Origin of the sequence: Rhizobium sp. C104 (assembly GCF_022354505.1) — a bacterium.
GTDB lineage: Bacteria > Pseudomonadota > Alphaproteobacteria > Rhizobiales > Rhizobiaceae > Rhizobium > Rhizobium redzepovicii.
In genome coordinates this window covers 1,797,002-1,820,865 of record NZ_CP092348.1, presented here as the reverse complement: position 1 = coordinate 1,820,865, position 23,864 = coordinate 1,797,002, and the positions used below count along the sequence as shown (strand labels likewise).

The window sequence follows — 23,864 nt, the reverse complement described above, 5'->3', positions numbered from 1 at the left end:
GTGGACGTCACCAGATTCAGTCATATTTCAGCACTGAAAGGTTCGGGGTTCTGGAGATTTGCGAGTGACAATTTCTGCTGACATCGAGAACGGCGCTGCCGCCGCATTTGCCACTTCTGCCCCACCATTCGATGAAGGTATGGCCGAGCTATATCAGACCCTCCTGGTGCCCATCCTCTTCGAGCCCTATGCGGCGGAGATGGCGATCGCCGCCGACCAGTCGAAACCTGGAAGCGTTCTCGAACTCGCTGCGGGGACGGGCGCCTTGACGCGCGCTCTGCGCGCAACGCTTGATCCGCCCACGGAAATCGTTGCCACCGACCTCAGCCAGGCGATGATCGATATCGGCGCGCCAACGGTGACGATGTCGCGGACCCACTGGATGCACGCCGATGCGCAAAATCTTCCCTTCGCGCCTGAGATGTTCGATCTGGTCATCTGCCAGTTCGGCGCAATGTTCTTTCCCGACAAGGTGAAGGCCTATAGCGAGGCTGAAAGAGTGTTGCGCAGCAAAGGCCGCTTTCTGTTTTCGACGTGGGATTCACTTTCGGCCAATGACTTCGCGAGCTGTGTCGACGAATGTCTGGCAGGTCTCTTCCATCCGACCCTCCGGATTTTCTCCGGCGCTTGCCGTACTCCTACTTCGACCCCGGCGCCATCAAGGCGCAGATGTCGTCGGCAGGATTTAAGGCAGTGACCTGCAACCGGCTCGAATTGACCTCCGTCGCGGCCAGCGCCCAGGACGTCGCAGCCGCATTCTGCCAGGGCACGCTTCTGCGGGGCGAGATCGAATGGCGGGCGCCGGAACGCATGTCCGAGATCGTCGATGAGGTGGCCGAGCGCGTGGAAGCGCGTCACGGAGCTCGTCCTAGCGGCGGCATGAGCGCCTTGGTCGTCGCCGGCAGCGTTTCGTAGTTCCCTGGGGGCTGCGCACCAATCACCCTCCACACGCTATGTTCAAAGGCCTATCCGGCACGCTATGACGGCTCGCCGGCCTTCTGTCTGTTCGCAAGGGGAGGTTCGTGTATGGCGCGGATGACATGTTTTTCGATCTCGAAACAGGTCTCGTCGTACTCCCGCACCAGTTTCCAATCGAACCGCCGCTTGCGAATGGCGTCGCGCGCTTCGACGGCCATCTGGTACGCCTCGAAAAGCTGGAGCAGCCGTGGGTCGCGCGTTTCCATGATCGGCTTCCGCATCTCCGGCAGCCGCATCGCCAGGCGTCTGCGTCCCGCCTCCCTGCGGTTGGATCGTGCCATCTCGTTCTTTCTCCTGCTTAGGCCCGGAACGACAACGCCTTTTGATCTGAAAGTAGCGCCCGCAACGAACATTGAAATGCGTTTAGGACCAAAGGCCGGGATCGATCGGACTGAGGTCCGGGGCGTGGAACGACCCCGCTTCCAACTGGTTGGTTTGGCAGCGGTCACCAAGGCCGCTTCAAAACAGAAGGAGGAAAATATGCTCTCCAAGCTTATTGTCGGCGCGGCAACCGCCGCGGCTCTTATGTCAGGCGTTGCATTCGCCCAGTCCTCGACCGTCAATGGCGCGGCCGGCGGTGCGGTCACTGGGGCAATCGTCGGCGGTCCCGTCGGCGCTGCTGTCGGCGGGGTTGCCGGCGCGGTCGTGGGCACCGCGATCGATCCGCCGCCGCAGAAGGTTGTCACCTATGTCCGCGAGGCTCCGGCCCCATCGGCGCGCGTGGTTGTCAAGGAGAAGGTTGTCGTCGGACAACCGCTGCCGGAAACGGTCGTCGTGACGCCCATTCCGGATGATCCGACATATGCCTACGCGGTGGTCAATGATGAACGTGTCATTGTCGAACCGTCATCCCGCAAGGTGATCCAGGTTATCAAGTGACTTGATCCTCTCCGCGGCCCCGTTCCGCGGCTCACTCCCGAAATCATCGTTTAGAACGGCCGCACGGCGCGCAGTAGCGACGTCGTGCGGACAAAATCAGTGAGATTGTTATGAAGACCAGGATACCCGCCGTCCTGATGACGGCACTCTCGATCGGCGTCTCGCCAATCGGCATCATATCCGCCTCGGCGCAGGATGCGCCGATCCTGCCTAAGAAGGGTGCGGCTCAGAACGACCAGTCCAGCGGTGGTGCCGCGCAGCAGCCGGAAGCGGGCGGTGCGGGCACATCGACAAGCCAGGGCACGCGGCAACCTTCAGGCTCCGACGGAAGCTCGTCGGGCGCATCCTCTGGGGCCGCCACCGATGGATCCTCCGGTCAGACGGCAACCGAGCCGGGCGCAAAGATGCAGTCCAGAAGCTCTGACAGCTCGAAGACGCCCAAGTCGAAAGAGTCCTCGACGGAAAGCCAGAAGCCCGCCGGCAGCCAGGACTCCCAGACATCCACCGGCACCTCGATCGGTGGCGAAACCCAAAAATCCGGCGATGCCGCGAAGTCTTCCGGCAGTTCGACCGAGACCCAGTCCAACAGCAAGACGAACGTCGAGAACAACAACACGTCCGTCGACAGCAACACCAAGAACACCGCCAAGACCGAGGCGAACAACACGACCAACGTCAACATCTCGGTCGAGCAGCAGACGGAAATCCGGACTGTCGTGAAGGACGTTCATGTCGAGCCGGTTCGTGAGACGGATTTCACGGTTTCGGTCGGCACGGCCATCCCGAAGAAGATCAGGCTCGAGCCGCTGCCGCCGCGGATCGTGGAAATCGTTCCGCAGTACAAGGCCTATCGTTTCTTCATCCTCGCCGACGGCCGGATCGTCATCGTCGATCCCTCTGCGTTGACGATCGTCTACATCATCTCGGCATAGCAGCCGGCACCCGGCGGCCTTGCGCAGCCGGGATGAGGAGAGGAACATGATCTATTCCGAAGAGAAATCCGCTGGCCTGGCTCTGCCGCTGATCGCCATTCTGCTGGCGATCGCCGGTATCCTCGCCATACTTGTCGTCACCGGCGGCCGACAAGGCAGCACGGCTGGCCGCGTCTGGGTTCCACAGGTTCAACAGCAGGGAACAGGACAATGAACGGCCTCGCATCCGTCGCTTTCGGCATTGTCAGCTCGGTCGGGGCCTGCATAGCCGCCGCATCCGTTGCCTCCCACGTCGTGGCGGATTCCCAACCGCATGCCTTGCAGAACCTCGCCGAGCCCGATCTTTGGACGACAGGGCCGGTGAAAGTCGAGCCCCATCGGCAGCGCTATGAACGGATTGCGCCCGTCTATTCCAGCTATGTCACCGAGGCGCCGGCCGTCATGACGGCAAGGGCGAAGCCGGATCCCACCAGCCCGTCAACCGAACCCCCGCCGCCGCAACCAAAATTTTCGGCCGAGCACCTTGCCTGGTGCGCGCAACGCTACCGCTCCTTCGATCCTGCGACCAACAGCTATCGATCCTATAGCGGTGAGATCCGCGCCTGCTCTTCGCCGCACCAGCTTGATGTCGCAGCGGCCGATGAAAGCGCGAGCCCGCAAGTGAACCCGCAGGCGGCGGCCTGGTGCGCCGCTCGCTACAGGTCGTATCGGCCTGAGGACAATACATATCAGCCGTGGGGCGGGCCGCGGCGCAACTGCGACGCGCCGGTCATCGTGGCGGCGAGCAATTGATCATCGCCATGCCGCGTCAATGTCGGACCTAAGTCCGTGTTTCAAACGCTACGGTTGTGATATCGGTTGCATTGAGGGTCGGAGATCAGGGGATGGCGACGACGCTAATAACGGAAATTCAGAGGGCGCAGGCAAGGCTCCGGTTCCTGAGCAGGACGGACCGAGGCGCCCTTATCGTCCGCATTCTGCGCGAACTGCAGACCCATCGGCGTGAGGTTCTCGGCCATGTACCGGCCGATCGCTGCATCTGGATCGACAGGCTCATTGCCTCCGTTTCCTCGACGATAGCGGAGATCACCGGCATGCCCGACGCCGAATTCAATCGTGTCCTGAACGAATTTGAAAAGCTAATGGCGACACTGCAGGATGGTTCACAAGCGGAAACGCGATTGAAGACAATTCACTGAAGAGGAATTGGCCTCAGTCTTTTCGCGGCCTCGTTTTTCCAAGTGCAAATTTGGTCGCTTCCGGCCGTCCACTGGAAACCGATCCCTTCGTGCAAACGTTCTCTGTCCATGACCGAAACAAAATCCCCGGCAGATCGTGACGAGGTGCCGGCCGGCGGAGATGATCCCAAGTCCGGTGCCGACGTGTCCTTCCCCTACGACAGGATGACCATCGAGCAGTTCCGAAAGCGTTTCCCCCGTGCCCGCTGGAGCGACGCTCGCAAGGCCTGGTTCGTCCCCGGCCGGACGGCGCCCCGCCGCATCGGCCGATGGCTTGCGGAGCTGGAGGCCGAAGCCGACGCCCATGCGGATGCCAAGGGGCGCGACTCTTTTCCTTCGATCCGATCGACAGCCCATATCTTCAACTCGGCAAGGCAGGTTTTCGAATCCGCACGCCATACTCGAAAACCGTCGTCGACGAACTGCGCGAGGTGCCGTTCTCTCGCTGGGACGGCGATCTCAGAATATGGCACGTTCCTTTCCGATCCTATGAGGACCTCAGGCGCAGATGGCCCGATATCGAGGCGGCGGCTCGCAGAAACGAGCCGGAAGAGAGACGGCGCCGGGCCGAGGAGCGGAAAGGGACGGAATTGGAAAAGCGCAGCAAGCTGCGCTCTGCGGAACGAAAGCGTCATCGCTACCCGCTTCCCGGCAACGACCTGCCGCCGCTGGGAAGACCGGTCGCCATCTCCTACGGCATTGTCATCTTTACTGAGATCACCGGCGAACTGGCCGACCCGGATATCGTCGCGGATTTCTATCCCGGCGTGACCGAGGATCACGTCTGGGGATATTGGCGGGCGCCCACGCTCGAAGAACTCCTCCGCACCTGGCCTGCGAAAACGCCTGCCGTTCAAGGCGCCGAGTGGTGGCTGCCGACGATTGCGGAACTGAGGCCGGCGCGGCGCGCGGCAAGATCGCGGGAAGCCAGGAGGCGTGGGACGCACCTGTGATTTGAAGGAGGACATAAGCGGCTAAGCCTAAAGTCCGAGGATCTTTGCTCGATGGAACAAGTTTCGGCGATGGCCATTTGTCGTCTATGAAAACAGCCCTGTCGATGTCGCTGCTCGCTTTGATCATCTCCGTTGGCGATGGTGTCGCGGCGGAACTCAAACCCGATGCGATCAACGCCGCTTCGATTGCATCAATCAAAACAGAAAAGCGCTCGTCCGAAGATCCGGACCCGGCAATCGTCCGCCTCCAGGTCCTTCTCGACCGGGCAGGCGCATCTCCTGGCGTCATTGACGGGCTCGCCGGCGAGAACGTCAACAAGGCGGTGGCCGGTTTCGAGGCCATGAACAACCTGCCCGTCGATGGCAGGCCGGATCCGAACGTCGTTTCCCGGTTGGAAGAGGATGCCCTGATCCCGATCGTTGAAAGCTATGTCGTCTCGGCGGACGATGCCAAGGGCCTCGTCGATCGGATACCCGAGGATTATGGCGAGAAGGCCAAGATGCAGAGCCTGGGATATACCAGCGTTGCGGAAAAGCTGTCCGAGCGGTTCCACATGGGTATCGATCTCGTCAATGCGCTCAACCCGGCTTCGCAATTTGCGCCTGGCGACACGGTTTGGGTGGTGAATCCCGGTCCCCCGAGGAAAGGCAAGGTCAAGAGGATCGAGGCCGACAGGAAGACGGGCCAGGTGCTCGCCTATGCTGAGGACGGAGCGCTGCTTGCAGTCTATCCCGCGACGATCGGCAGCGAAGACAACCCGGCGCCGTCGGGCAAACACAAGGTCAAGGGCGTCGCGAGAATGCCGGTCTACCGCTATGACCCGAAGCGCAACTTCAAGCAGGGAAAGAACGACAAGGTCCTGACCATTCCGAAAGGGCCGAACGGCCCGGTCGGCACCGTCTGGATCGATCTGACCGAGCCGACCTATGGCATACATGGGACACCTGAGCCAAAGCTGATCGACAAGGTTGGCTCGCATGGCTGCGTGCGGCTGACGAACTGGGACGTTGAAGAACTGGCCGGCATGGTCAAGCCGGGCATCCTGGTCGATTTCGTCGATCGAAGTTCAGCCGCTCCGAAGTGAGAGGGAAGAGATCGCCAAATCCCCGCCCTCGTTTCGCTCCGTCGGCGTTTACGAAGCCTTGGCTTCGAAAGCGGGAGCGAAATCACCGAGCGATTTCGCCTTGAGAATCGTGCCCTCGATATCCTGCTCCACGATCGCCTCCAGATCGGCAAAGCTGTCGATGACGTAGTAGATCGGCTGGAGAATATCGATGCGGTAGGGCGTCCTCAGCACACTCAGCAGATCGAACGGCCGAAACTCGCAGGTCGTGCCTTCGGTTGCCGCTTTCGCTTCGCTTGGCGACGAGACAATGCCTGCGCCGAAGCAGCGGCGGCCCTGCGGCGTGTTGATCAGCCCGAATTCGACGGTGAACCAGAAGATGCGGAACAGGTGCCAGGAATAACCTTTGCCGAGACGGACGGCGGTTTCGCCGAAATGGCGCACGAAATTGGCATAGCTCTGGTTGGTCAGCAGCGGGCAATGGCCGAACACCTCGTGAAAGAGGTCAGGTTCCTCGATATAGTCGATATGCTCGCGGCGGCGCAGGAAGGTTGCCAGCGGGAATTTGCCTTGCGACAGAAGCTCGTAAAAGCGCGAGGGCGGGATGAGCGCCGGCACGCCTTCGACGCCGAAGCCGGTGGTCTCGTTCAGGCGCCTGTTCACATCGAGAAGCTGCGGCACTTTCTCCGGCTTGAGCCCCAGCAATGTGACGCCGTCTAGATATTCGCGGCAGGCAGTATCGGCCAGCATCTTCATCTGGCGCCGGTAGAGTTCGCCCCAGATCGCGTCTTCCTCGGGTGTGTAGTCATAAAGGCCGTCCGGGCCGGGCAATTTAGCGGTGTAGCTGCTTTCCTTGGTCATAGGCTGATCCTCCCGGAACACGACGATATGGTTGCCATTATCCTCCAGCTTCGGCGGATTTTCTTTTCTTTCATCTTGGGTCTTGCAATAATGGTGGCAAATTTTCCCGAGCCTGGGGCTAGAAATGAAAGAAACTGGGAATTTTCGCCGCACCCTTCTGCAGCTCATCCAGGCCGACGGCAGCCTGTCGCTGGCAGATCTTGCTGAGAAGGCCGGCATGTCGCAGAGCTCCGCCTGGCGGAAGATCCAGGAACTTGAAGCCGACGGTGTTATCCGCAAGCGGGTGACGCTGCTCGATCCCGGCAAACTCGATCTCAAGCTCTGCGTGATCGCGCATGTGACGCTGGAAGATCACCATGAAGAGGCAGTCGCCTCTTTCGCTACGGTGGTGCTGGAGCGGCCGGAGATCATGGAGTGTTATGCCTTGTCGGGCGCCTTCGACTATATGCTCAAGATCCGGGCGAGGGACGTGGAAAGCTACGAAGCCTTCATGACGCGCTACCTTATGCGCAACCCGCACGTGCGCACCGTGGTCTCGAGCTTCGTGCTGCGCGAACTGAAATTCTCGACCGAATTGCCGCTCTGACGCCTGCCGCCGGCGGGGCGGGGATGTTTTCAAACTTATCGCATGCTGTCGCCATGCCGGCCGCCCGGCATGTGCACAGGAAAGCCCTCGAATGTCTTCAGCGTGTCGAGCACGATCGAGGTCTTCACGTGCTGGACCGACTCGTGCGGCAAGAGAACGTCGTTGACGAATTTTGAAAGGTCGGCGAGGCCGCGGGCCGCCACCTTCAGGTGGTAGTCCATTTCACCCGTCAAGGCATAGGCTTCGAGAACCTCCGGCAGCCCGTTGATCAACTGCGAAAATCGGCGGGCATTGTCTCTATTGTGGGTCGCAAGCGTCACGGAAATGACCACCAGCATATCCAGGCCCAGCTTCTCCCGATCGAGATAGGCCCGGTAGCTGCGAATATAGCCCTCGGCTTCCAGCCGCGTGCGCCGGCGCGAGCATTGCGACGGTGAAAGCGCGATACGATCCCCCAGTTCGTTATTCGTCAACCTGCCGTCCTTTTGCAGTTCCTCGAGCAGGCGCAAATCCAATTTGTCGAGCTGTTCATCCATTGCAAGAAATCTCCACATTGCTCACGAACCGTGCATAATATCTTCTCTTGATATGAAGAATGCAAGGATTTTGCACGTGTTTTGCGCCACACTTTGCACAGTTAAACTCCATCTCGTCAGGAGGAGAAAATGGGTCCTTTCCCGCATGATGCGCCGCCATCCGAAATCACCGCCGACAACCCGGCCGGCACCGACGGCTTCGAATTCGTTGAGTTCGCGCATCCCGAACCCGAGAAGCTCAGCGAACTTTTCACGCGCATGGGCTATGTAGCCGTTGCCAGGCACAAGACGAAAGACATCACCGTCTGGCGCCAGGGCGACATCAACTATGTCGTCAATGCCGAGCCCGGCAGCCATGCCGCTCACTTTGTCGATAAGCACGGTCCCTGCGCCGCATCGATGGCCTGGCGGGTCGTCGACGCCAAACATGCTTTCGACCATGCCGTGTCGAAAGGCGCCGTTCCCTATGAAGGTGACGACAAGATGCTTGATGTTCCGGCAATTGTCGGCATTGGCGGCTCGCTGCTCTATTTCGTCGAGACCTATGGCGCCAAGGGATCGGCCTACGATGTCGAGTTCGATTGGCTTGGTGAGCGCAATCCGCGTCCTGAGGGGATCGGCTTCTATTATCTCGACCATCTCACGCACAATGTCTTCCGCGGCAATATGGACAAGTGGTGGGATTTCTACCGCGAGCTGTTCAATTTCAAGCAGATCCACTTCTTCGACATTGACGGTCGCATCACCGGTCTGGTCAGCCGCGCCATCACCTCGCCCTGCGGCAAGATTCGCATTCCGCTGAATGAAATCGAAGGACGACACCAGCCAGATCGAGGAATATCTGAAGAAGTACCGGGGCGAGGGCATCCAGCACATCGCCGTCGGCACCGAGGATATTTACGGCGCCACCGACCGGCTTGCCGACAACGGCCTGCGCTTCATGCCGGGTCCGCCGGAGACCTATTACGACATGTCCTATGAACGGGTGAACGGCCATAGCGAACCGATCGAGCGCATGAAGAAGCACGGCATCCTGATCGACGGGGAGGGCGTGGTGAATGGCGGCATGACGAAAATCCTGCTGCAGATCTTCTCGAAAACCGTGATCGGCCCGATCTTCTTCGAATTCATCCAGCGCAAGGGCGACGAAGGCTTCGGCGAAGGCAATTTCCGGGCGCTGTTCGAGTCGATCGAGGCCGATCAGATCAAGCGTGGTGTCATCGGGACGGCGGCGGAGTAAACTCTCTCGCACGTCTGAAAAGACGCGCGGCGCAGCGAGAGTGATGGGAGGAGTTGAGCATGGACCAGACATCGATCCAGACGTCCGGCGGTGAAGCCGCGGCGACGGACACACTGAAATATATGCCGGGTTTCGGCAACGACTTCGAAACCGAGTTCGCTTCCCGGCGCCTTGCCGCAGGGCCAGAACAGCCCGCAGAAATGCAATTACGGCCTCTATGCCGAGCAGCTTTCCGGCTCGCCGTTCACCGCCCCGCGCGGCACGAACGAGAGGTCCTGGCTTTACCGCATCCGCCCGAGCGTGCGTCACACCCGCCGCTTCTCCAACGCTTCCTATCCGCTCTGGAAGACCGCGCCCTGCCTCGACGAGCATTCGCTCCCTCTCGGCCAGCTTCGCTGGGACCCTATCCCCGCGCCGACCGAAAGACTGAATTTTCTGGAAGGAGTACGGACGATCACGACGGCAGGCGATGCCGTGACCCAGGTCGGCATGTCGGCCCATGCCTATGTCTTCAATGAGGACATGGTCGACGATTACTTCTTCAACGCCGATGGCGAACTGCTGATCGTGCCGCAGCTCGGCGCCCTCAGGGTGTTCACCGAAATGGGCATCATGGATGTGGAGCCGCTGGAAATATGCCTCATCCCCCGCGGCATGATGTTCAAGGTCCTCAGGATCGGCGAGCAGCCGGTCTGGCGCGGTTACATCTGTGAAAACTACGGCGCCAAATTCACGCTGCCGGAACGTGGCCCGATCGGCGCCAACTGCCTGGCGAACCCGCGCGATTTCAAGACGCCTGTCGCCACCTACGAGGACAAGGAGAAGCCTTGCCGCGTGCATGTGAAGTGGTGCGGAAAATTCTATGTCACCGAGATCGGCCATTCGCCGCTCGATGTCGTGGCCTGGCACGGCAATTATGCCCCGTTCAAATACGATCTCAGGACATTTTCTCCGGTCGGCGCCATCCTCTTCGATCATCCCGATCCGTCGATCTTTTCGGTGCTGACCGCGCCGACCGAAGATGCCGGCACGGCGAATGTCGATTTCGTGATCTTTCCGCCGCGCTGGCTGGTGGCCGAGCATACCTTCCGTCCGCCCTGGTATCATCGCAACATCATGAGCGAGTTCATGGGGCTGATCCATGGCCAGTATGACGCCAAGGAGGAGGGCTTCGTGCCCGGCGGCATCAGCCTGCACAATATGATGCTGCCGCACGGGCCGGATGCGCTCGCCTTCGAAAAGGCAGCCAATGCCGAGCTCAAACCGGTGAAGCTCGATCACACCATGGCCTTCATGTTCGAGACCCGATACCCGCAGCAACTGACGAAATACGCCGCCGAGCTGGAAACGCTGCAGGACGATTATCTCGAGTGCTGGGACGGGTTGGAACGCAAGTTCGACGGAACCCCGGTATCAAGTGATAGCATCGGAATCGACACATGAAACTTGCGACCTTGAAGGACTCCACCAGGGACGGCCGCCTCGTCGTCGTGTCCCGCGACCTGACCCGCTGCTCGGAAGTCGGCCACATCGCCCGCACGCTGCAGGCAGCCCTCGACGACTGGGAGCATGTGGCGCCGAGACTCCGGCTGATTGCCGAAGGCATCGAGACCGGCGCCCAGCCGACGCTCCGTTTTCACGAGCATGACGCTACGTCACCTCTTCCGCGGGCCTATCAATGGGCCGACGGTTCCGCCTACGTCAACCATGTCGAACTGGTGCGCAAGGCCCGCGGAGCCGAGATGCCGGCAAGCTTCTGGACCGACCCGCTGATGTACCAGGGCGGCTCGGATGTCTTCCTCGCGCCGCGCGATCCGATCGTCGCGGCCGACGAGGCTCATGGCATTGATATGGAGGGCGAGGTCGCCGTCATCACCGGCGACGTCGGCATGGGGGCAAGCTCTGAGGCCGCCCGCGACGCCATCCGCCTGGTGATGCTCGTCAACGACGTGTCGCTGCGCGGCCTGATCCCCGAGGAACTGGCCAAGGGATTCGGTTTCTTCCAGTCCAAGCCGGCCTCGGCCTTTTCGCCTGTTGCGGTGACGCCGGACGAGCTGGGGGAGGCGTGGGATGGCGGCAAGCTGCATCTGCCGCTGCTCGTCAGCCTGAACGGCAAACCCTTCGGCAAGGCCAATGCCGGCATCGACATGACCTTCGATTTCGGCCAGCTGATTGCCCATGCCGCCAAGACCCGCCATCTCGCGGCCGGAACGATCATCGGCTCGGGAACGGTGTCCAACAAGCGGGACGGCGGCCCGGGCCGGCCGGTCGAAGACGGCGGCGACGGTTATTCCTGCATCGCCGAAATCCGGATGATCGAGACGATCGAAACCGGCGCGCCGACTACGCCCTTCATGCGGTTCGGCGATCAGGTCCGCATCGAGATGAAGGACCGTGCCGGCCATTCGATCTTCGGGGCGATCGAGCAGACGGTCGAACGCTATGGCGGAGTGAGGGCGGAATGAGCGAGGTCGTTCTCTACGACTACTGGCGATCGTCGGCGAGTTATCGCGTCCGCATCGCGCTCAACCTGCTGGAGATCGACTACAGGACGGTGCCAGTCAACCTTCTGGAGGCAGCCCACAGGAAGCCGGACTATCTCGCGCTGAACCCGCAGGGGCTGGTGCCGACCCTGGTGATCGACGGGCAAGTTCTGACCCAGTCGCTGGCCATCATCGAATACCTGGCCGAGCTACGCCCGGAATGTCGATTGCTACCATCGGACATCACCGACCGTCAGCATGTCCGCGCGTTGGCCTATGCGGTCGCCATGGACATCCATCCGATCTGCAACCTGCATGTCGTGGCGCATCTGATTGAGGTGACCGAGAAGGCTGGCGCGCGCGAGGAGTGGATGAAGCATTTCATCGCAGACGGGCTTGGCAAACTGGAGGCGATGATCGATGACGCCGGCGGAACCTTCAGCTTCGGCGATCAGCCAACGATGGCCGACCTCTGCCTTGTCCCGCAAGTCTATAACGCCCGTCGCTGGGGCGTTGATCTCACGCATCTCAAACGCATCGTCGATATCGATACCCGGTGCGCCGAACTGCCGGCCTTCCAGGCGGCGCATCCCGACTGCGTAAAGCCGTAACGTCACCGTCTTGGTACAAGGCATTAGGCTGAGGCTCGGCGATTGGGCGGAGAGACTACGCGTCCCGCCACGAAGGGAACGTCGCCGCCTGGCCCAGTCGCGTTCCGCTTTCGTCGATAAGCTGCCAGACGGTCACGTTCTCGATCCAGAAACGCCGCCCCGATTTCGCGATCCGGAGGCCGCGGCCATTCTCGACAAAACCATCGCGGGTCACGCTGTCCAGCAGCCGCTGACGCTCGGCGCGATCCGGCTGCTCGGCCGAAAGCCGCGAGGGCAGCGTAATGAATTCATCCCAGCTATATTCGAAGCAGGTCTGCGCGATGCGGTTCGCATAAATGAAGCGCGGGTCGGGCAGGGCATTGTGCGCGAGGACCACGAAAGGCGCGAGGTTGTAGAGCCAGTCCGGCCCTTGCCCCTCCTGAACAAGAGGGCGACCTATAATGCGCAGGTGGCTGCCAGTGAGGAGGGAGAAGAAATCGGGATCGCTCCTCAGGTCAAGGGCGTGATTGCCATAAATAGAAGTCACGAAGTGCCTCGTTGGTCAACTGCTTCGGTGCAGGCGACATAGCCGATATTCATTGCATAGGTCTATGATGTCTGGCGAACCGTGATCCTTTCCGGCGAGGACCGGCATTTACCTTGTCTCAACACTTCTGATTGTGACACTTGCCAGAAGATCGCCCGTTGTGCATTGATCGTAAGCTGCTGGGGTCGCTATCAACATTCTCTGCGAAGCTATTGTTCTGCAGACGCAATCGGCGTCGGCTGAGCGCGGACGCCGGGATTCACGGGGCAGGTGATTTCGTCATCCGGCCACACCCTGGCAAGCTATGCTGCGAATGACGACAGGAGAGGTAGAGGTGCTCGAGGGCTGGGGAATAATGCGCAGATCCGTCTCATTCATATCGATGCTGCTGGCGTTCGTCGCCATGGCCGGAGAGGGGCATGCAGCCATTTCCTACCAACGTCTGGACGGCGCCCCGGGAGAGCGTGGTCTGGTGATAAAGGGTGTGTTTGAATTCTTCGACGATCCGATGACGCTTGTCGACGAATATACGCAGTACCGTCCGGACTACATCAGCTTTGACTCGCCCGGCGGAAACGTGGTCGCTGCGATCAGGTTCGGCCGCGCCATCCGCGCGTTGAATGCAAAAACGCTGCAGATCAGAGCCCTGGAATGTGCGTCGGCCTGCGCCTTCGCCTTCGTCGGTGGCGTCGAACGGTTTGCCGAGCCGGGCTCCATCGGCGTACATCGCGTTTCCCTATCCGACGATGTTCCCATGGACAACAAATTGGCAGTCTCGACCGTTCAAGTGATGACCGGGGAGATCATCGGCTATCTCACCGACATGGGGGTAAGCCCCAATCTGCTGCAGCTCAGCCTGTCGATCGACAGCACCGATATAAGGTATCTCACTGCTGCGGAAATGCGGAACTGGAACATCAACACGCCCGAGGACATGCCCGCGCCGCAAGAAAGCGCGTCGCCACCTGAGGACGCGGCGCCTGAGGTGAGCGCAACACCCGCCGTCACGCCGTCGGACTCAAGCGCTTCCGAGGAGGCGGCCGCATCCGAACCCGGCGACCTGACCACGGAAGCGGTTGATTTCGTCAACCAATACAATGACGAATGGTCGAAAGACAACGCCTCGGCTGTTGATTTCATGAAGAGCATCTATGCCGACGAGGTCTCCTTCTTCGGAAACCCGGTCGATAAAGACGTCGTGCTAAAGGACAAGGCGACCTTCGCCCAACGCTGGCCGCAGCGCATCTACAGCGTCAAGCCGGGCTCCGTCACTGCCAGTTGTGCGGGAAAATGCGAAATGTCGGGAGTTGTCGAGTGGTTTGCCGGAAACAGGGACACGGGTAAGACGTCCTCCGGCATGGCGGAATTCTCCTTTGTTTGGAACACGGCCTCTCTGCAGATCGAGTCCGAGACCGGAAAGGTGCTCGCCACCGACAAGGGAGCCAAGGCGCCGGACCGGTTGATCCATCAGTGGACAGGACTGGACGACTTCTGCCGCACGAGTGTCGAGGGCCCCGAGACGCAGCGGGCGTGCAAACGGCGCGACGAGCTCGGTCCGATGCTCAATCGTGTCGAATGGTGCTACGGCCATGAAGGCGAAGCCGGAATAAACTGGGAGTGGCACAAATGCGATGCCAATTCCCGCCGATATACGAGCAAGTAGCGCGACCGGTCGTTGCCCGGAGGAAGAGATGTTGGGAAACTCACATTCCTGAGCGAGGCCGAGCATGTCAGAAAACGAGCATTCCCAATCGAACTCCGTGCTGCCGGCATCCGACGAACCCGAGAAGCCGGCCGAACGCTACCAACTCGGCCTCTGCCTTTCCGGCGGCGGTTATCGAGCCATGCTTTTCCATGCGGGATCGCTGGTAAGGCTGAACGAGGCCGGTCTTCTGGCGAAGCTCGACATGATCTCCTCGGTCTCCGGCGGATCGATCGCCTCCGGCCTGCTCGCCTATGTGTGGCCGCGGCTAATCTTTGAGAATGACGTCGCCGTCAACTTCAAGACGGAATATGTCGATCGCATCCTGGCCTTCAGCCAGGTCTTTGCGGATGGGCCAAGCTTCCTGAAGGGCGTGTTCAACCCTTTCTCGAGTGCGGCGGAGGAAGCCGCCAAACTCTACGACCGACATCTGTTCGACGGAAAGTCGCCAAGCCTGAAAGACCTGCCGGGATCGCCCTGGTTCGTCTTCTGCGCCAGCAATCTCAGCACCGGCTCGCTCTTCCGCATGTCCAACCGCTATATCGCGGATTACCGGATCGGCGTGTCGTTTCATCCGGCATTGTCGCTCGCGACCGCGGTTGCTGCCTCCGCCGCATTCCCGCCCGTGTTGTCACCGCTGCGTGTGGACCTGTCACAGTTTTCGTGGAGGCGGGAAAAACTCGATGATACGGTTGGCGAAGCTGTCGCTCCGGGCCGGGCAATCTTGAGCGACGGCGGTGTTTACGACAATCACGGCATCGAGCCGGCGCTGAAGCGCTGCGACTGCCTGCTCGTCAGCGATGCCGGCGCGCCCTGGCGTTCCTCCACCCGCGGATACTGGAACTATCTCAGCCAGCTCAAGCGCGTGCTCCACACGACCGACAATCAGGTGAGGGCGCTGAGGCGGCGAGACCTGATCGGCGGCTTCAAGGCGGCCAAAAAGGCTGATCTGCTCGGCCTCGATGCTCCCTCGAAATCGGCTCTGCGCGCAAGAACGCGCGGCGTCTATTGGTCGATCGACAGCAGGGATGCCGAACTCGCGCCCTATGCTTCCTACACGCTGCCGCCATCGTCGGTCGTTCCCTCCGAGGTCGGCACCTATCTTCATTTCCTCGGCGCCAGGGAAACGGAGTATCTGACGAATTGGGGACACTATGTCTGCGACGCGATGCTCAATCGCTTCTATCAATCGCCGCTGGCGCCATCCTCCGGCCCGCCCTTGGCGGCCGGGACGGTGAAGCCCTCCTGGGCGGCACGCGCAAGCAAGCGCCTCTTCGGTTTCCTGCCCTTTTGAACCGCCGGTCTCGCTGTCGACCTAGGCACTGACCGCATCGACGACGTAGCTCGCCATCATCAGATCGAGATGCGCGTCGCCGCCATTCTTGAAGACGGTGATCTGGTCGTCGGACTGGCGGCTTGTCGTACCCGCTGCCACGAGATCGTAGAGATCTCCCCTCTCCTCCATCTGCCAGCGCAGGCGCCGGTTGATCTCGTCGGATGTCTGGGTTCTCACCCGGTTCGTCGTCGTGGCCATGGTTGCTATCTCCTCTTCGCGGGAGCCATTGGGTGAGCACAAAGTTCCGTGCCTCACCTTGAAGATAAATCAATATATATTATATTAGATCGTATAATGAATTGGACGCGGAGCTAGTCATGCCTGTCACGATAATATCCGAGAAACTATCGATCTCGCCGCAGCCGAGCATCGAGGACATCCAGTCGCTTCATGACAAAGGATTCAAGACACTCATCAACAACCGACCGGACGACGAGGATCTTGCCCAGCCTGGAACGCAAGCCGAAAGCCAGGAGGCGAAGCACTGCCACCTGTCCTATGCGTTTGTGCCGGTCACGGCTGGCACGATCACCGAGGCGGATGTGCGTGCGTTCCAGCGCGCGGTCGACAAATCCGAGGGACCCGTATTCGCCCACTGCAAGACCGGCACTCGGTCGCTAAGCCTCTACTTGATCGGCGAGGCCCTTGACGGCCGCATGTCTGCCGACGAGGTCGTCGAATTCGGACGCAGCCGCGGCTTCGACACCAGCGCCGCCGCAGCCTGGCTCGTGCAACATGCTGCCCGCAGGCCGCAGGTGGAGGGCTTCTTCGACAAGCGCACCTGGAGCGTCCAGTACGTGGTGTCCGATCCCGCGACCCGTAAGTGCGCCATCATTGACCCGGTGCTCGACTTCGATGAGAGGGCCGGTGCGACGGCGACCATCAATGCCGACGCGATCCTCGACTACGTCCGCGACAACGGGCTGACGGTCGAGTGGATCCTCGACACCCACCCGCACGCCGACCACTTCTCGGCGGCCGAGTATCTGAAGGAGAAGACTGGCGCGCAGACAGCGATTGGCGAACGCGTCGTGGACGTCCAAAAGCTGTGGAAGGGCATCTACAACTGGCCTGAGCTTGCCACCGACGGCTCCCAATGGGACCGGCTGTTTGCCCATGGCGAGACCTTCGAGGTCGGCTCGATCAAAGCCAAAGTGCTTTTCTCTCCGGGACATACGCTCGCCTCCATCACCTATGTGATCGGCGACGCGGCCTTCGTGCACGACACGCTCTTCATGCCCGACAGCGGTACGGCACGCGCCGATTTCCCCGGCGGTGACGCCCGCGTCCTGTGGAAGTCGATACAGGAGATCCTCGCGCTCCCGTACGAGACGCGGATATTCACGGGCCACGACTACCAGCCGGACGGTCGAGCGCCTCGATGGGAAAGCACGGTGGTGGAGCAGATGAAGTCCAACCCGCATCTTTCCGGCGTGACCGAAGAGGAATTCGTGACGCTGAGGACGAGGCGTGACAAGACGCTGCCGATGCCGAAGCTCATCCTTCATGCCCTGCAGGTGAACATCCGCGGCGGACGTCTGCCGGAGCCGGAGGCCAACGGCAGGCGTTACCTCAAGTTTCCACTCGATGCACTGCAGGGAGCAGCATGGGAATGACGACCGATCTAAAGGCGATGATGAGGGCGGGGCTTTCCCCCGCCGAGATGGCCAGCCGGGCCGGAGAGGTAGCGAACCTGCTGAAGACGCTGTCCCATCCGGCGCGCCTGATGATCGTCTGCTCGCTCGTGGAAGGCGAGTATTCGGTCGGCGAGCTTGAAGAGAAGCTCGACGTCCACCAGCCGCATCTGTCGCAGCACCTGACGGTACTGCGTGGCTCCGGGATTGTCGAAACCCGGCGGGAGGGGAAACAGATCTTCTATCGCCTGACGGAAGAAAAGGCCGCGCAACTGGTCGCTGCCCTCTATGACATCTTCTGCGTGAAGGATGACAAATGAACGCGTATCTGCCCTCATTGGTCGGGGGCATGCTGATCGGCGCATCGGCTGCCATGCTTCTGCTCCTCAACGGCCGGATTGCCGGGGTCAGCGGAATTGTCGGCCGTCTCGCCCAAGGCGTGGGACTGACCACCAATCTTGCGTTCGTGCTCGGGCTGCTGCTCGGGCCACTCGCATACCTGCTCATGTTCGGCGGCTGGCCGGTCGTGCAGATCACCACCGGCGGGCCGCTGCTCATCGTGGCCGGACTGCTTGTCGGCTTCGGCTCACGCATGGGATCGGGCTGCACCAGCGGACACGGCGTGCTTGGGCTTGCCCGCCTGTCTACGCGATCGATGGTCGCGGTCGCCACGTTCCTGACCGCCGGCGCGGTCGCCGTCGCAATACTGCGAGGTCTCGGACTATGAAGCGGAACATCTACAAATTCGTGGCCGCTCTCGCCTCGGGTATCGTCTTCGGCTTCGGACTGTCCCTGTCCGGCATGCTGAACCCGGTCCGGATCCAAGGCTTCCTCAACGTGTTCGGCGTCTGGGATCCGAGCCTTGCCTTCGTTCTCGGCGGCGCCGTCGTCGTCGCCTTTATCGGAGTGCAGGTGATGAAACGGATGAAGCGTCCCGCCTTCGACGACAGCTTCCACGTGCCGATGAACCGTCGGATCGATGCTCCGCTGGTCGTTGGTTCGGCCTTGTTCGGCCTGGGCTGGGGGATCGGTGGCTTCTGTCCCGGTCCGGCAGTCGCATCCCTATCGCTCGGCCTTCCGCAAACGTTCTTGTTCGTCGTCGCCATGCTGATCGGGATGACCTTGTATGACAGAGTATGGAGCAGACGGACGTGAACACCTCCATTTGGGCGGCAGTTGGCTCCGGCGAAATCGTCGGCTTCATGCTCGGCCTGCTCGGCGGCGGCGGGTCCATCCTGGCAACGCCCCTTCTGCTCTATGTGGTGGGGGTGACGCAGCCGCATATCGCGATCGGAACGGGTGCGCTCGCTGTTTCGGTGAATGCGTTCGCAAACTTTGCCAGCCACGCGATCAAGGGCCACGTCTGGTGGCGCTGCGCGGCCGTCTTCTCTGCACTCGGCGTCGTCGGCGCCCTCGGCGGCTCCAGTCTCGGCAAAGCGATGGACGGAGATCGCCTGATTTTCCTGTTCGGCATCCTCATGCTCGTCGTCGGCGTCCTGATGCTGAAGCCCAGGAAGCCAGTATCGATAGAATGCCGGCCCGTCGATCTTAAGATGTGCCTTGCCACCGCGGCCGTGGCACTCGCCGCCGGCGCTGCATCCGGCTTCTTCGGCATCGGTGGGGGCTTCCTGATCGTTCCCGGCCTCATGCTGGCGACGGGCATGCCGATGATCAACGCGATCGGGACATCTCTCCTCTCCGTCGCTGCGTTCGGACTGGCGACGACCCTGAGCTATGCCAGTTCAGGCTTGGTAGATTGGTGGCTTGCCTCCGAGTTCATTGGCGGTGGCATTGTCGGCGGTGTTTTTGGCATGCTGCTCGCTGCGCGGCTCAGCGCCTACAAGAACATCCTCAACCGCCTGTTCGCAGCGCTTATCTTCGTGGTTGCTGCTTATATTTTGTATCGGCACTGGGGGACGGTGGTGCCGGGCTAGGGCGCCAAGCGAAGGGCTCGACAGCGGACGAGCCGCGACTTCCGGCCAGAAGTGACCCTTCGCGTATGAAGAGCGAGCGACCCTTTCAACACCAACACGTTGACCATCTCGTAGAGCCCAGCGGCGGCGTTGCTGGAGAACCAGATGTTCAGTCCCCATAGTCTCTGAAAGCGACATGCTACCACTCCGGCACGGCCGCACACGGAGCGCGGCCGTGGCTCCCTGCGTCAATGCGCCATGAATATTGGCATGCTGCTTTGCTCGATCATGTTACGCGTCACGCCTCCGAAAAGTGTCTGCTGCCAGCGAGGGTGATTGTATGCGCCCATGACGATCAAATCGGCATTCACATCCGTCGCATGCTGCCTCAAGATCTCGTCAGCCCTGTTTCCGCCGCTGGCCACACGATCCACCTGAACCTTGACCCCGTGACGGGAGAGGAAGCTTGCGATGTCGGCCCCTGGCTCCTCTCCATTCACCCGCTCTCGCGAGACTGGATCGATCATCGTCACGTAGACGCAGTCGGCCGTCTTCAACAGGTCAAGGGCCTGCCTTGCGGCACGCGACGCCTCGTCGCTCGAATCCCACGCCAGCACGATCGATTTGGAAGTAGAAGAGAGCGGCCGCCCCCGCGGTTGATGATCACCGGCGTCGGCGTCCGGAACAGAGCGCCATCCATGACCCGTTTCTGGAGCTCCTCGTCCTTGCAGGCTTGGCGACCGACAAGTACGACGTCGGCATAGAGCGCCCGTTCTGCAATGTCCTCCCGCGCAAAGGCATATTCCGTATAGACGTCCTGCACATCGTAGGACAGTCCGGTGCGCGAGAGATACGCCTTGATCTCTTCGGCTTTCTTGACGAGTTCCTCGATTTCGCGTTGGCGTTCTTCCAGCCAGACGGTCGACAGGGAGTTGTATTCTCCCATCATCGGCGACGCTCCCATGCAGAGCACGACCGCGCTGAGATGTGCTCCGGAGGCCCCGCAAAACTCCACGGCCGCCTTCAGGTCTTCGTCGAAATATTTGGAAGTCAGGATGCTCATTACCGTGCGAATGGACATTTCGATCACCTCTCTTGTTGAATATCGAGAGGATAACGGCACTTGCGGCGACGTTCTTTGATCTTCGTCAAGCATGGGATGAACGATCGCGGCGTCGCCGGGAGACGAACTTGTCGACCTCGGTCACGAGAACGAGGGAGCTAGCGATCAGCATGCTGAGGCCCCATTCGAGAGGCATGATCGGCGACAGGCCGAGCGTTCCGCTAAGCCACGGCACGTACATCGCCGAGATGTGGATCGTCTGGGCGGCGAGCACGCTGAGGAGCAGGAAGCGGTTTCGAAGGATATCGACGGAGAATATCGATCGTCTTTCGGAGGAGCATGCCAGGGTCTGGACGTTCTCGAACATCACGAAGATGAGAAGCGTTATGTTGCGGGCTTCGGGAACGCCATATCCATGCGCAATCATCCACTGGAATGCCAGGAACGCCGCTCCGCCGATCACGACCGTCGATTGGACGACGCGCTGGATCATCGTCCCGTCGAGGACAGGTTCGAGCGGAGAACGTGGCGGCCCCGCCAGTTCGTCTCCTTCCGGCCTGCCGCCGGCAAGCGCGACGTCCTGGATGCCGTTTGTCACGAGATTGAGCCATAAGAGCTGAACAGGGAGGAGCGGCATGGGCAGGCCGAACGGCAGCGAGAGCATGAAGAGCAGGACCTCGGCGGCGCCCGTTGCGACCGACATCAGCACCACCTTGCGGATGTTGCGATAGGCCGCCCTGCCTTCTGCGATCCCCGCGACGATGGATGCAAAGTTGTCGTTCGTGACGACAAGATCGGCGCTTTCCTTCGCCACCTCGGTTCCCCTGAGTCCCATCGCGACTCCGACATGCGCCTTCTTCAACGCCGGGCCGTCGTTCACGCCGTCTCCGGTGACGGCGACGATGTGGCCATTGCGGATCAGAGATGCGACGATCGCCGATTTCTGCGTTGGCTGCACGCGGGCGTAGATGCGGGCCTCCCTTGTGATCTCGTCCAGCCGTTGGTCGCCCGCTCGAGCGGCTTCATCGATGTCGTGGCCCGAAACGACCTGGCCCGCGTGAAAGCCCAGGCCGGCATCTCGGGCAATCGCGGCAGCAGTCCGCGGGTCGTCCCCGGTCACCATCACGACCTCCACGCCCGCCGCGTGGCAGTCTTTCATAGCGTTCGGCACTTCGGGCCGGACCGGGTCCTGCAGTCCGGCCAGCCCCAAGAACACGAGATCGACAAGGTGACCGTGTCCGAGGCTTCCGGCGAGGGACGCGCCGATTTCCCCTTCGGCGAACGCGAGCACCCTGAGGCCTCGAGCGGCCATTTCTTCCTTCTGCGCCAAAAGCGACGTACGGTCGATTTCGACTACGTTTCCCGCGGAGTCCATGCGATCAGACATTTCTATGAGCACCTCCGACGCCCCCTTGACGAAGACATGAATCCGATCACCGCCGTGGTGGAAGGATGCAGCGTATTTGTGCTCGGGCTCGTAGGCGATCCTTGCCGCCAGCGGGTATCGGTCGTTCAACTCTTCCTGTCCCAGCCCGGCCTTCCGTCCTGCTGCAAGAAGCGCCACGTCGACCGTGTCTCCGGCGGCGACCCAGAGATCGTCGCGGCGAGCCAGGGTTCCTTCGTTTGCGAGTAGTGCGGCGCGTAGCAGCCTGCGCGCCCTCTCGCGGACAAGGTCGCTGTCCAGGCCGCTCGCCCTGATCTCGCACTTGTCGAGATCTGCATGGGCGTCCAGGGCGATGTCCGTGCCGTCCGGCAGGCGAATTTCGGTTACCGTCTGCACGTTGCTGGTCAAGGTCCCCGTTTTGTCCGTGGCGATGATTGTAGTCGAACCCAGGGCCTCAACGGCCGGCATGCTTCGGACGATGACGTTGCGGGCGGCCATCCGCCGCATGCTGACGGCAAGCGCGACGGAGATCGCGATCGGGAGCCCTTCGGGAACAGCGCTCACCGCCAGTCCAACGGACATCATCACAAGGTCGTGCATAGGTAGGCCCTGCATGAAGCCCGCGACGACCAGCAACAAAGCTGCCAATCCTACGAAAACCGCCAGCGCATTCGTGAACTTCGCCAGACGGGCAACAAGCGGGGGCTGCGACGAACTGGCTCTTCCCAACTTGGCGGCGATGCCGCCAAGCATGGTCGCGGTACCTGTAGCGGTCACGACGCCCTTGGCTCGCCCGCGCGTCACCAAGGAACCCGCGAGCAGCATGGAACTGGCGGTTTCATTCGACGATCCTTCGACGGTTCGCCCCTTGGGAACCGGCATCGACTCGCCGGTCAGAAGCGACTCGTCGCATCGGAGATCACTTGCATCGACAAGCATCAGATCGGCAGGGATTCGGTCGCCGGATTCCAGAAGAACGAGATCGCCCACGACCAGCCGCTTGGCCTCGATCCTGCAAGCCACGCCGTCCCGTATGACCCTGGCCGACGGCTGCTCAAGCTTGCGAAGGGCGGCGGCCGCTCGATCCGCAGAATACTCCTGGTAGGTGCCTATGGAGGCATTGATCAGAAGCACGACGAGAATGAACAGGCCGTCTTCGATTCTGCCGGTCGCAAACGAGAGCGCCGATGCCAGCAAGAGGATGTAGATGATCGGATTGCGAAATTGGATGAGAAAGACCCGCAGCGGCGATGGGGGCTCAGGCTCGGGCAGCGTGTTGGGTCCAAGCTCGGCGAGGCGTTCCTCGGCCTCGATGCTTGTCAGTCCGATCACCGCAGGCGTCGTGGGGGCGGGTGTCTGCGCCGTCAGATTCATCATGGGCTCCGGGCTTGTCGCGACGATTCATCGAAGGCTCCCCCGACAGCCTATGTGCTCCCGCGCAAGAGGCATTGACCGGGATCAAGGAGCTTCGATCGAACTGAGATATGCTGGAGCCGATTTATGGACCGCGGCTTTATGCGGCCACGCGCTGCGCTTGGATTGGTTCCCGACGATGCCGCGTGTGGACCCGCATTGATCAGGCAAGATTGGAAGGCACTAAAATGAATAAAAGCTCAGTACAGGCCGTGTTGCAGACGATGAAGGATGACCTTGTCCGTCGTCTCGGAGCGATCGATGCGGACCTCTGCGTCGCGCTCGAGAAGGACAGCGAGGAGCGCGCGACCCAGGTTGAAAACGATGAGGTTCTTCGCGAGATGCAAGCCGAGGGGCGCGACCAGATCGAGGCCATCGACGCGGCGATCGACCGGCTGAACGACGGCACATACGGGCGATGCGTCAAATGCCACCGCTCGATCGGCAAGGAGCGCCTCGCGGCGGTCCCCTATACACCGTTCTGCATCGATTGCGCAAAATCGTTCCGCTGAGGCTTCTGGATTGATGGGGG

23 protein-coding genes and 5 pseudogenes are annotated in these 23,864 nt (G+C 61.2%); 21 read left to right on the top strand and 7 right to left on the bottom strand.

What is annotated here, in order from left to right; translation table 11 throughout:
- The first annotated feature begins 64 nt into the window (after positions 1 to 64).
- A pseudogene (locus tag MF410_RS10170) lies at positions 65 to 915 on the top strand (methyltransferase domain-containing protein).
- A gap of 62 nt (positions 916 to 977) precedes the next feature.
- Here MF410_RS10170 and MF410_RS10165 read toward each other — a convergent pair.
- Positions 978 to 1,259: a hypothetical protein gene (locus MF410_RS10165; protein ID WP_097625164.1), complete on the bottom strand. Its 282-nt coding sequence runs from the start codon at positions 1,257 to 1,259 to the stop codon at positions 978 to 980.
- Between the two features lie 199 nt (positions 1,260 to 1,458).
- Between MF410_RS10165 and MF410_RS10160 the strand changes: the two genes are divergently transcribed.
- From MF410_RS10160 to MF410_RS10130, 7 genes and pseudogenes are all read left to right on the top strand, one after another.
- Positions 1,459 to 1,857, top strand: coding sequence for a DUF1236 domain-containing protein (locus tag MF410_RS10160; protein WP_097625449.1), 399 nt, complete (start codon positions 1,459 to 1,461; stop codon positions 1,855 to 1,857).
- Between the two features lie 110 nt (positions 1,858 to 1,967).
- Entirely contained in the window at positions 1,968 to 2,789 is an 822-nt protein-coding gene (locus MF410_RS10155) for a DUF1236 domain-containing protein (RefSeq protein WP_097625165.1), read from the top strand.
- A 46-nt stretch (positions 2,790 to 2,835) separates the two neighbouring features.
- Positions 2,836 to 3,003: a hypothetical protein gene (locus MF410_RS10150; protein WP_165503983.1), complete on the top strand. Its 168-nt coding sequence runs from the start codon at positions 2,836 to 2,838 to the stop codon at positions 3,001 to 3,003.
- Positions 3,000 to 3,581 carry a BA14K family protein gene (locus MF410_RS10145; protein ID WP_097625166.1) on the top strand — a complete coding sequence of 194 codons (582 nt, stop codon included), beginning with the start codon at positions 3,000 to 3,002 and terminating at the stop codon, positions 3,579 to 3,581. The genes MF410_RS10150 and MF410_RS10145 overlap by 4 nt, the downstream gene beginning before the upstream one ends.
- A gap of 92 nt (positions 3,582 to 3,673) precedes the next feature.
- Positions 3,674 to 3,988, top strand: a complete 315-nt coding sequence (locus MF410_RS10140) for a hypothetical protein (RefSeq protein ID WP_097625167.1) — start codon at positions 3,674 to 3,676, stop codon at positions 3,986 to 3,988.
- Positions 3,989 to 4,096: 108 nt separating this feature from the next.
- A pseudogene (locus MF410_RS10135) lies at positions 4,097 to 4,980 on the top strand (hypothetical protein).
- A gap of 77 nt (positions 4,981 to 5,057) precedes the next feature.
- Entirely contained in the window at positions 5,058 to 6,065 is a 1,008-nt protein-coding gene (locus MF410_RS10130) for a L,D-transpeptidase family protein (RefSeq protein ID WP_179867098.1), read from the top strand.
- A gap of 48 nt (positions 6,066 to 6,113) precedes the next feature.
- Here the strand turns inward: MF410_RS10130 and MF410_RS10125 are convergent, their stop codons facing one another.
- Entirely contained in the window at positions 6,114 to 6,905 is a 792-nt protein-coding gene (locus MF410_RS10125) for a phenylalanine 4-monooxygenase (protein ID WP_097625170.1), read from the bottom strand.
- 124 nt (positions 6,906 to 7,029) lie between these two features.
- Here MF410_RS10125 and MF410_RS10120 point away from each other — a divergent pair, with 124 nt between their 5' ends.
- The gene (locus tag MF410_RS10120) at positions 7,030 to 7,491 is read left to right on the top strand and encodes an Lrp/AsnC family transcriptional regulator (RefSeq protein ID WP_097625171.1); all 462 of its coding nucleotides are present in this window, start codon (positions 7,030 to 7,032) and stop codon (positions 7,489 to 7,491) included.
- Positions 7,492 to 7,526: 35 nt separating this feature from the next.
- Here the strand turns inward: MF410_RS10120 and MF410_RS10115 are convergent, their stop codons facing one another.
- Positions 7,527 to 8,027, bottom strand: a complete 501-nt coding sequence (locus tag MF410_RS10115) for an Lrp/AsnC family transcriptional regulator (protein WP_097625172.1) — start codon at positions 8,025 to 8,027, stop codon at positions 7,527 to 7,529.
- A gap of 129 nt (positions 8,028 to 8,156) precedes the next feature.
- On the opposite strand from MF410_RS10115, the pseudogene hppD reads away from it, so the two are divergent.
- The 4 genes and pseudogenes from hppD (at position 8,157) to maiA (ending at position 12,361) form a co-directional block, all read left to right on the top strand.
- Positions 8,157 to 9,267: pseudogene (gene hppD, locus MF410_RS10110) on the top strand (4-hydroxyphenylpyruvate dioxygenase).
- 59 nt (positions 9,268 to 9,326) lie between these two features.
- A pseudogene (gene hmgA / locus MF410_RS10105) lies at positions 9,327 to 10,710 on the top strand (homogentisate 1,2-dioxygenase).
- Positions 10,707 to 11,732: a fumarylacetoacetate hydrolase family protein gene (locus MF410_RS10100; protein ID WP_097625175.1), complete on the top strand. Its 1,026-nt coding sequence runs from the start codon at positions 10,707 to 10,709 to the stop codon at positions 11,730 to 11,732. Before hmgA ends, MF410_RS10100 begins: the two are co-directional and overlap by 4 nt.
- Positions 11,729 to 12,361 (top strand): maleylacetoacetate isomerase, encoded by a 633-nt coding sequence (gene maiA, locus MF410_RS10095; RefSeq protein WP_097625176.1) that lies wholly within the window; start codon positions 11,729 to 11,731, stop codon positions 12,359 to 12,361. The genes MF410_RS10100 and maiA overlap by 4 nt, the downstream gene beginning before the upstream one ends.
- Positions 12,362 to 12,416: 55 nt before the next feature.
- Here maiA and MF410_RS10090 read toward each other — a convergent pair whose 3' ends face one another.
- Complete coding sequence (locus tag MF410_RS10090) at positions 12,417 to 12,887, bottom strand: MEKHLA domain-containing protein (RefSeq protein WP_097625177.1); 471 nt, start codon at positions 12,885 to 12,887, stop codon at positions 12,417 to 12,419.
- Between the two features lie 334 nt (positions 12,888 to 13,221).
- Between MF410_RS10090 and MF410_RS10085 the strand changes: the two genes are divergently transcribed.
- Complete coding sequence (locus MF410_RS10085; RefSeq protein ID WP_097625178.1) at positions 13,222 to 14,550, top strand: hypothetical protein; 1,329 nt, start codon at positions 13,222 to 13,224, stop codon at positions 14,548 to 14,550.
- Positions 14,551 to 14,614: 64 nt separating this feature from the next.
- Positions 14,615 to 15,883, top strand: a complete 1,269-nt coding sequence (locus tag MF410_RS10080) for a patatin-like phospholipase family protein (protein WP_097625179.1) — start codon at positions 14,615 to 14,617, stop codon at positions 15,881 to 15,883.
- Positions 15,884 to 15,904: 21 nt separating this feature from the next.
- Here the strand turns inward: MF410_RS10080 and MF410_RS10075 are convergent, their stop codons facing one another.
- On the bottom strand, positions 15,905 to 16,123 hold the full coding sequence (locus MF410_RS10075) for a hypothetical protein (protein WP_239620366.1): 219 nt from the start codon (positions 16,121 to 16,123) through the stop codon (positions 15,905 to 15,907).
- Between the two features lie 119 nt (positions 16,124 to 16,242).
- Between MF410_RS10075 and blh the strand changes: the two genes are divergently transcribed.
- The 5 genes from blh to MF410_RS10050 are packed head-to-tail and all read left to right on the top strand — an operon-like array spanning position 16,243 to position 19,493.
- On the top strand, positions 16,243 to 17,541 hold the full coding sequence (gene blh / locus MF410_RS10070) for a bifunctional sulfur transferase/dioxygenase Blh (RefSeq protein ID WP_097625180.1): 1,299 nt from the start codon (positions 16,243 to 16,245) through the stop codon (positions 17,539 to 17,541).
- Entirely contained in the window at positions 17,532 to 17,879 is a 348-nt protein-coding gene (gene bigR, locus MF410_RS10065) for a sulfite-sensing transcriptional repressor BigR (RefSeq protein WP_097625181.1), read from the top strand. Before blh ends, bigR begins: the two co-directional genes overlap by 10 nt.
- Complete coding sequence (locus tag MF410_RS10060; RefSeq protein WP_097625182.1) at positions 17,876 to 18,286, top strand: hypothetical protein; 411 nt, start codon at positions 17,876 to 17,878, stop codon at positions 18,284 to 18,286. The genes bigR and MF410_RS10060 overlap by 4 nt, the downstream gene beginning before the upstream one ends.
- The gene (locus tag MF410_RS10055; RefSeq protein ID WP_097625183.1) at positions 18,283 to 18,714 is read left to right on the top strand and encodes a YeeE/YedE family protein; all 432 of its coding nucleotides are present in this window, start codon (positions 18,283 to 18,285) and stop codon (positions 18,712 to 18,714) included. Before MF410_RS10060 ends, MF410_RS10055 begins: the two co-directional genes overlap by 4 nt.
- The gene (locus MF410_RS10050; RefSeq protein WP_097625184.1) at positions 18,696 to 19,493 is read left to right on the top strand and encodes a sulfite exporter TauE/SafE family protein; all 798 of its coding nucleotides are present in this window, start codon (positions 18,696 to 18,698) and stop codon (positions 19,491 to 19,493) included. The genes MF410_RS10055 and MF410_RS10050 overlap by 19 nt, the downstream gene beginning before the upstream one ends.
- A gap of 227 nt (positions 19,494 to 19,720) precedes the next feature.
- Here the strand turns inward: MF410_RS10050 and MF410_RS10045 are convergent.
- Together MF410_RS10045 and MF410_RS10040 are read right to left on the bottom strand one after the other, a co-directional pair.
- Positions 19,721 to 20,553: pseudogene (locus tag MF410_RS10045) on the bottom strand (universal stress protein).
- A gap of 67 nt (positions 20,554 to 20,620) precedes the next feature.
- On the bottom strand, positions 20,621 to 23,296 hold the full coding sequence (locus MF410_RS10040; RefSeq protein ID WP_239620364.1) for an HAD-IC family P-type ATPase: 2,676 nt from the start codon (positions 23,294 to 23,296) through the stop codon (positions 20,621 to 20,623).
- 224 nt (positions 23,297 to 23,520) lie between these two features.
- On the opposite strand from MF410_RS10040, the gene MF410_RS10035 reads away from it, so the two are divergent.
- Positions 23,521 to 23,844: a TraR/DksA family transcriptional regulator gene (locus tag MF410_RS10035; RefSeq protein WP_097625187.1), complete on the top strand. Its 324-nt coding sequence runs from the start codon at positions 23,521 to 23,523 to the stop codon at positions 23,842 to 23,844.
- Positions 23,845 to 23,864: the final 20 nt, after the last annotated feature.

Bases quoted from the DNA above. Each gene is read 5' to 3' on its own strand.
- MF410_RS10060 (WP_097625182.1), top strand. From the start codon at position 17,876: ATGAACGCGTATCTGCCCTCATTGGTCGGGGGCATGCTGATCGGCGCA.
- MF410_RS10055 (WP_097625183.1), top strand. From the start codon at position 18,283: ATGAAGCGGAACATCTACAAATTCGTGGCCGCTCTCGCCTCGGGTATC.
- MF410_RS10040 (WP_239620364.1), bottom strand. From the start codon at position 23,296: ATGATGAATCTGACGGCGCAGACACCCGCCCCCACGACGCCTGCGGTG.
- MF410_RS10120 (WP_097625171.1), top strand. From the start codon at position 7,030: ATGAAAGAAACTGGGAATTTTCGCCGCACCCTTCTGCAGCTCATCCAG.
- MF410_RS10075 (WP_239620366.1), bottom strand. From the start codon at position 16,123: ATGGCCACGACGACGAACCGGGTGAGAACCCAGACATCCGACGAGATC.
- MF410_RS10050 (WP_097625184.1), top strand. From the start codon at position 18,696: ATGGAGCAGACGGACGTGAACACCTCCATTTGGGCGGCAGTTGGCTCC.
- MF410_RS10140 (WP_097625167.1), top strand. From the start codon at position 3,674: ATGGCGACGACGCTAATAACGGAAATTCAGAGGGCGCAGGCAAGGCTC.
- MF410_RS10165 (WP_097625164.1), bottom strand. From the start codon at position 1,259: ATGGCACGATCCAACCGCAGGGAGGCGGGACGCAGACGCCTGGCGATG.
- MF410_RS10160 (WP_097625449.1), top strand. From the start codon at position 1,459: ATGCTCTCCAAGCTTATTGTCGGCGCGGCAACCGCCGCGGCTCTTATG.
- MF410_RS10145 (WP_097625166.1), top strand. From the start codon at position 3,000: ATGAACGGCCTCGCATCCGTCGCTTTCGGCATTGTCAGCTCGGTCGGG.
- MF410_RS10125 (WP_097625170.1), bottom strand. From the start codon at position 6,905: ATGACCAAGGAAAGCAGCTACACCGCTAAATTGCCCGGCCCGGACGGC.
- MF410_RS10115 (WP_097625172.1), bottom strand. From the start codon at position 8,027: ATGGATGAACAGCTCGACAAATTGGATTTGCGCCTGCTCGAGGAACTG.
- MF410_RS10150 (WP_165503983.1), top strand. From the start codon at position 2,836: ATGATCTATTCCGAAGAGAAATCCGCTGGCCTGGCTCTGCCGCTGATC.
- MF410_RS10100 (WP_097625175.1), top strand. From the start codon at position 10,707: ATGAAACTTGCGACCTTGAAGGACTCCACCAGGGACGGCCGCCTCGTC.
- maiA (WP_097625176.1), top strand. From the start codon at position 11,729: ATGAGCGAGGTCGTTCTCTACGACTACTGGCGATCGTCGGCGAGTTAT.
- MF410_RS10155 (WP_097625165.1), top strand. From the start codon at position 1,968: ATGAAGACCAGGATACCCGCCGTCCTGATGACGGCACTCTCGATCGGC.
- MF410_RS10080 (WP_097625179.1), top strand. From the start codon at position 14,615: ATGTCAGAAAACGAGCATTCCCAATCGAACTCCGTGCTGCCGGCATCC.
- bigR (WP_097625181.1), top strand. From the start codon at position 17,532: ATGGGAATGACGACCGATCTAAAGGCGATGATGAGGGCGGGGCTTTCC.
- blh (WP_097625180.1), top strand. From the start codon at position 16,243: ATGCCTGTCACGATAATATCCGAGAAACTATCGATCTCGCCGCAGCCG.
- MF410_RS10035 (WP_097625187.1), top strand. From the start codon at position 23,521: ATGAATAAAAGCTCAGTACAGGCCGTGTTGCAGACGATGAAGGATGAC.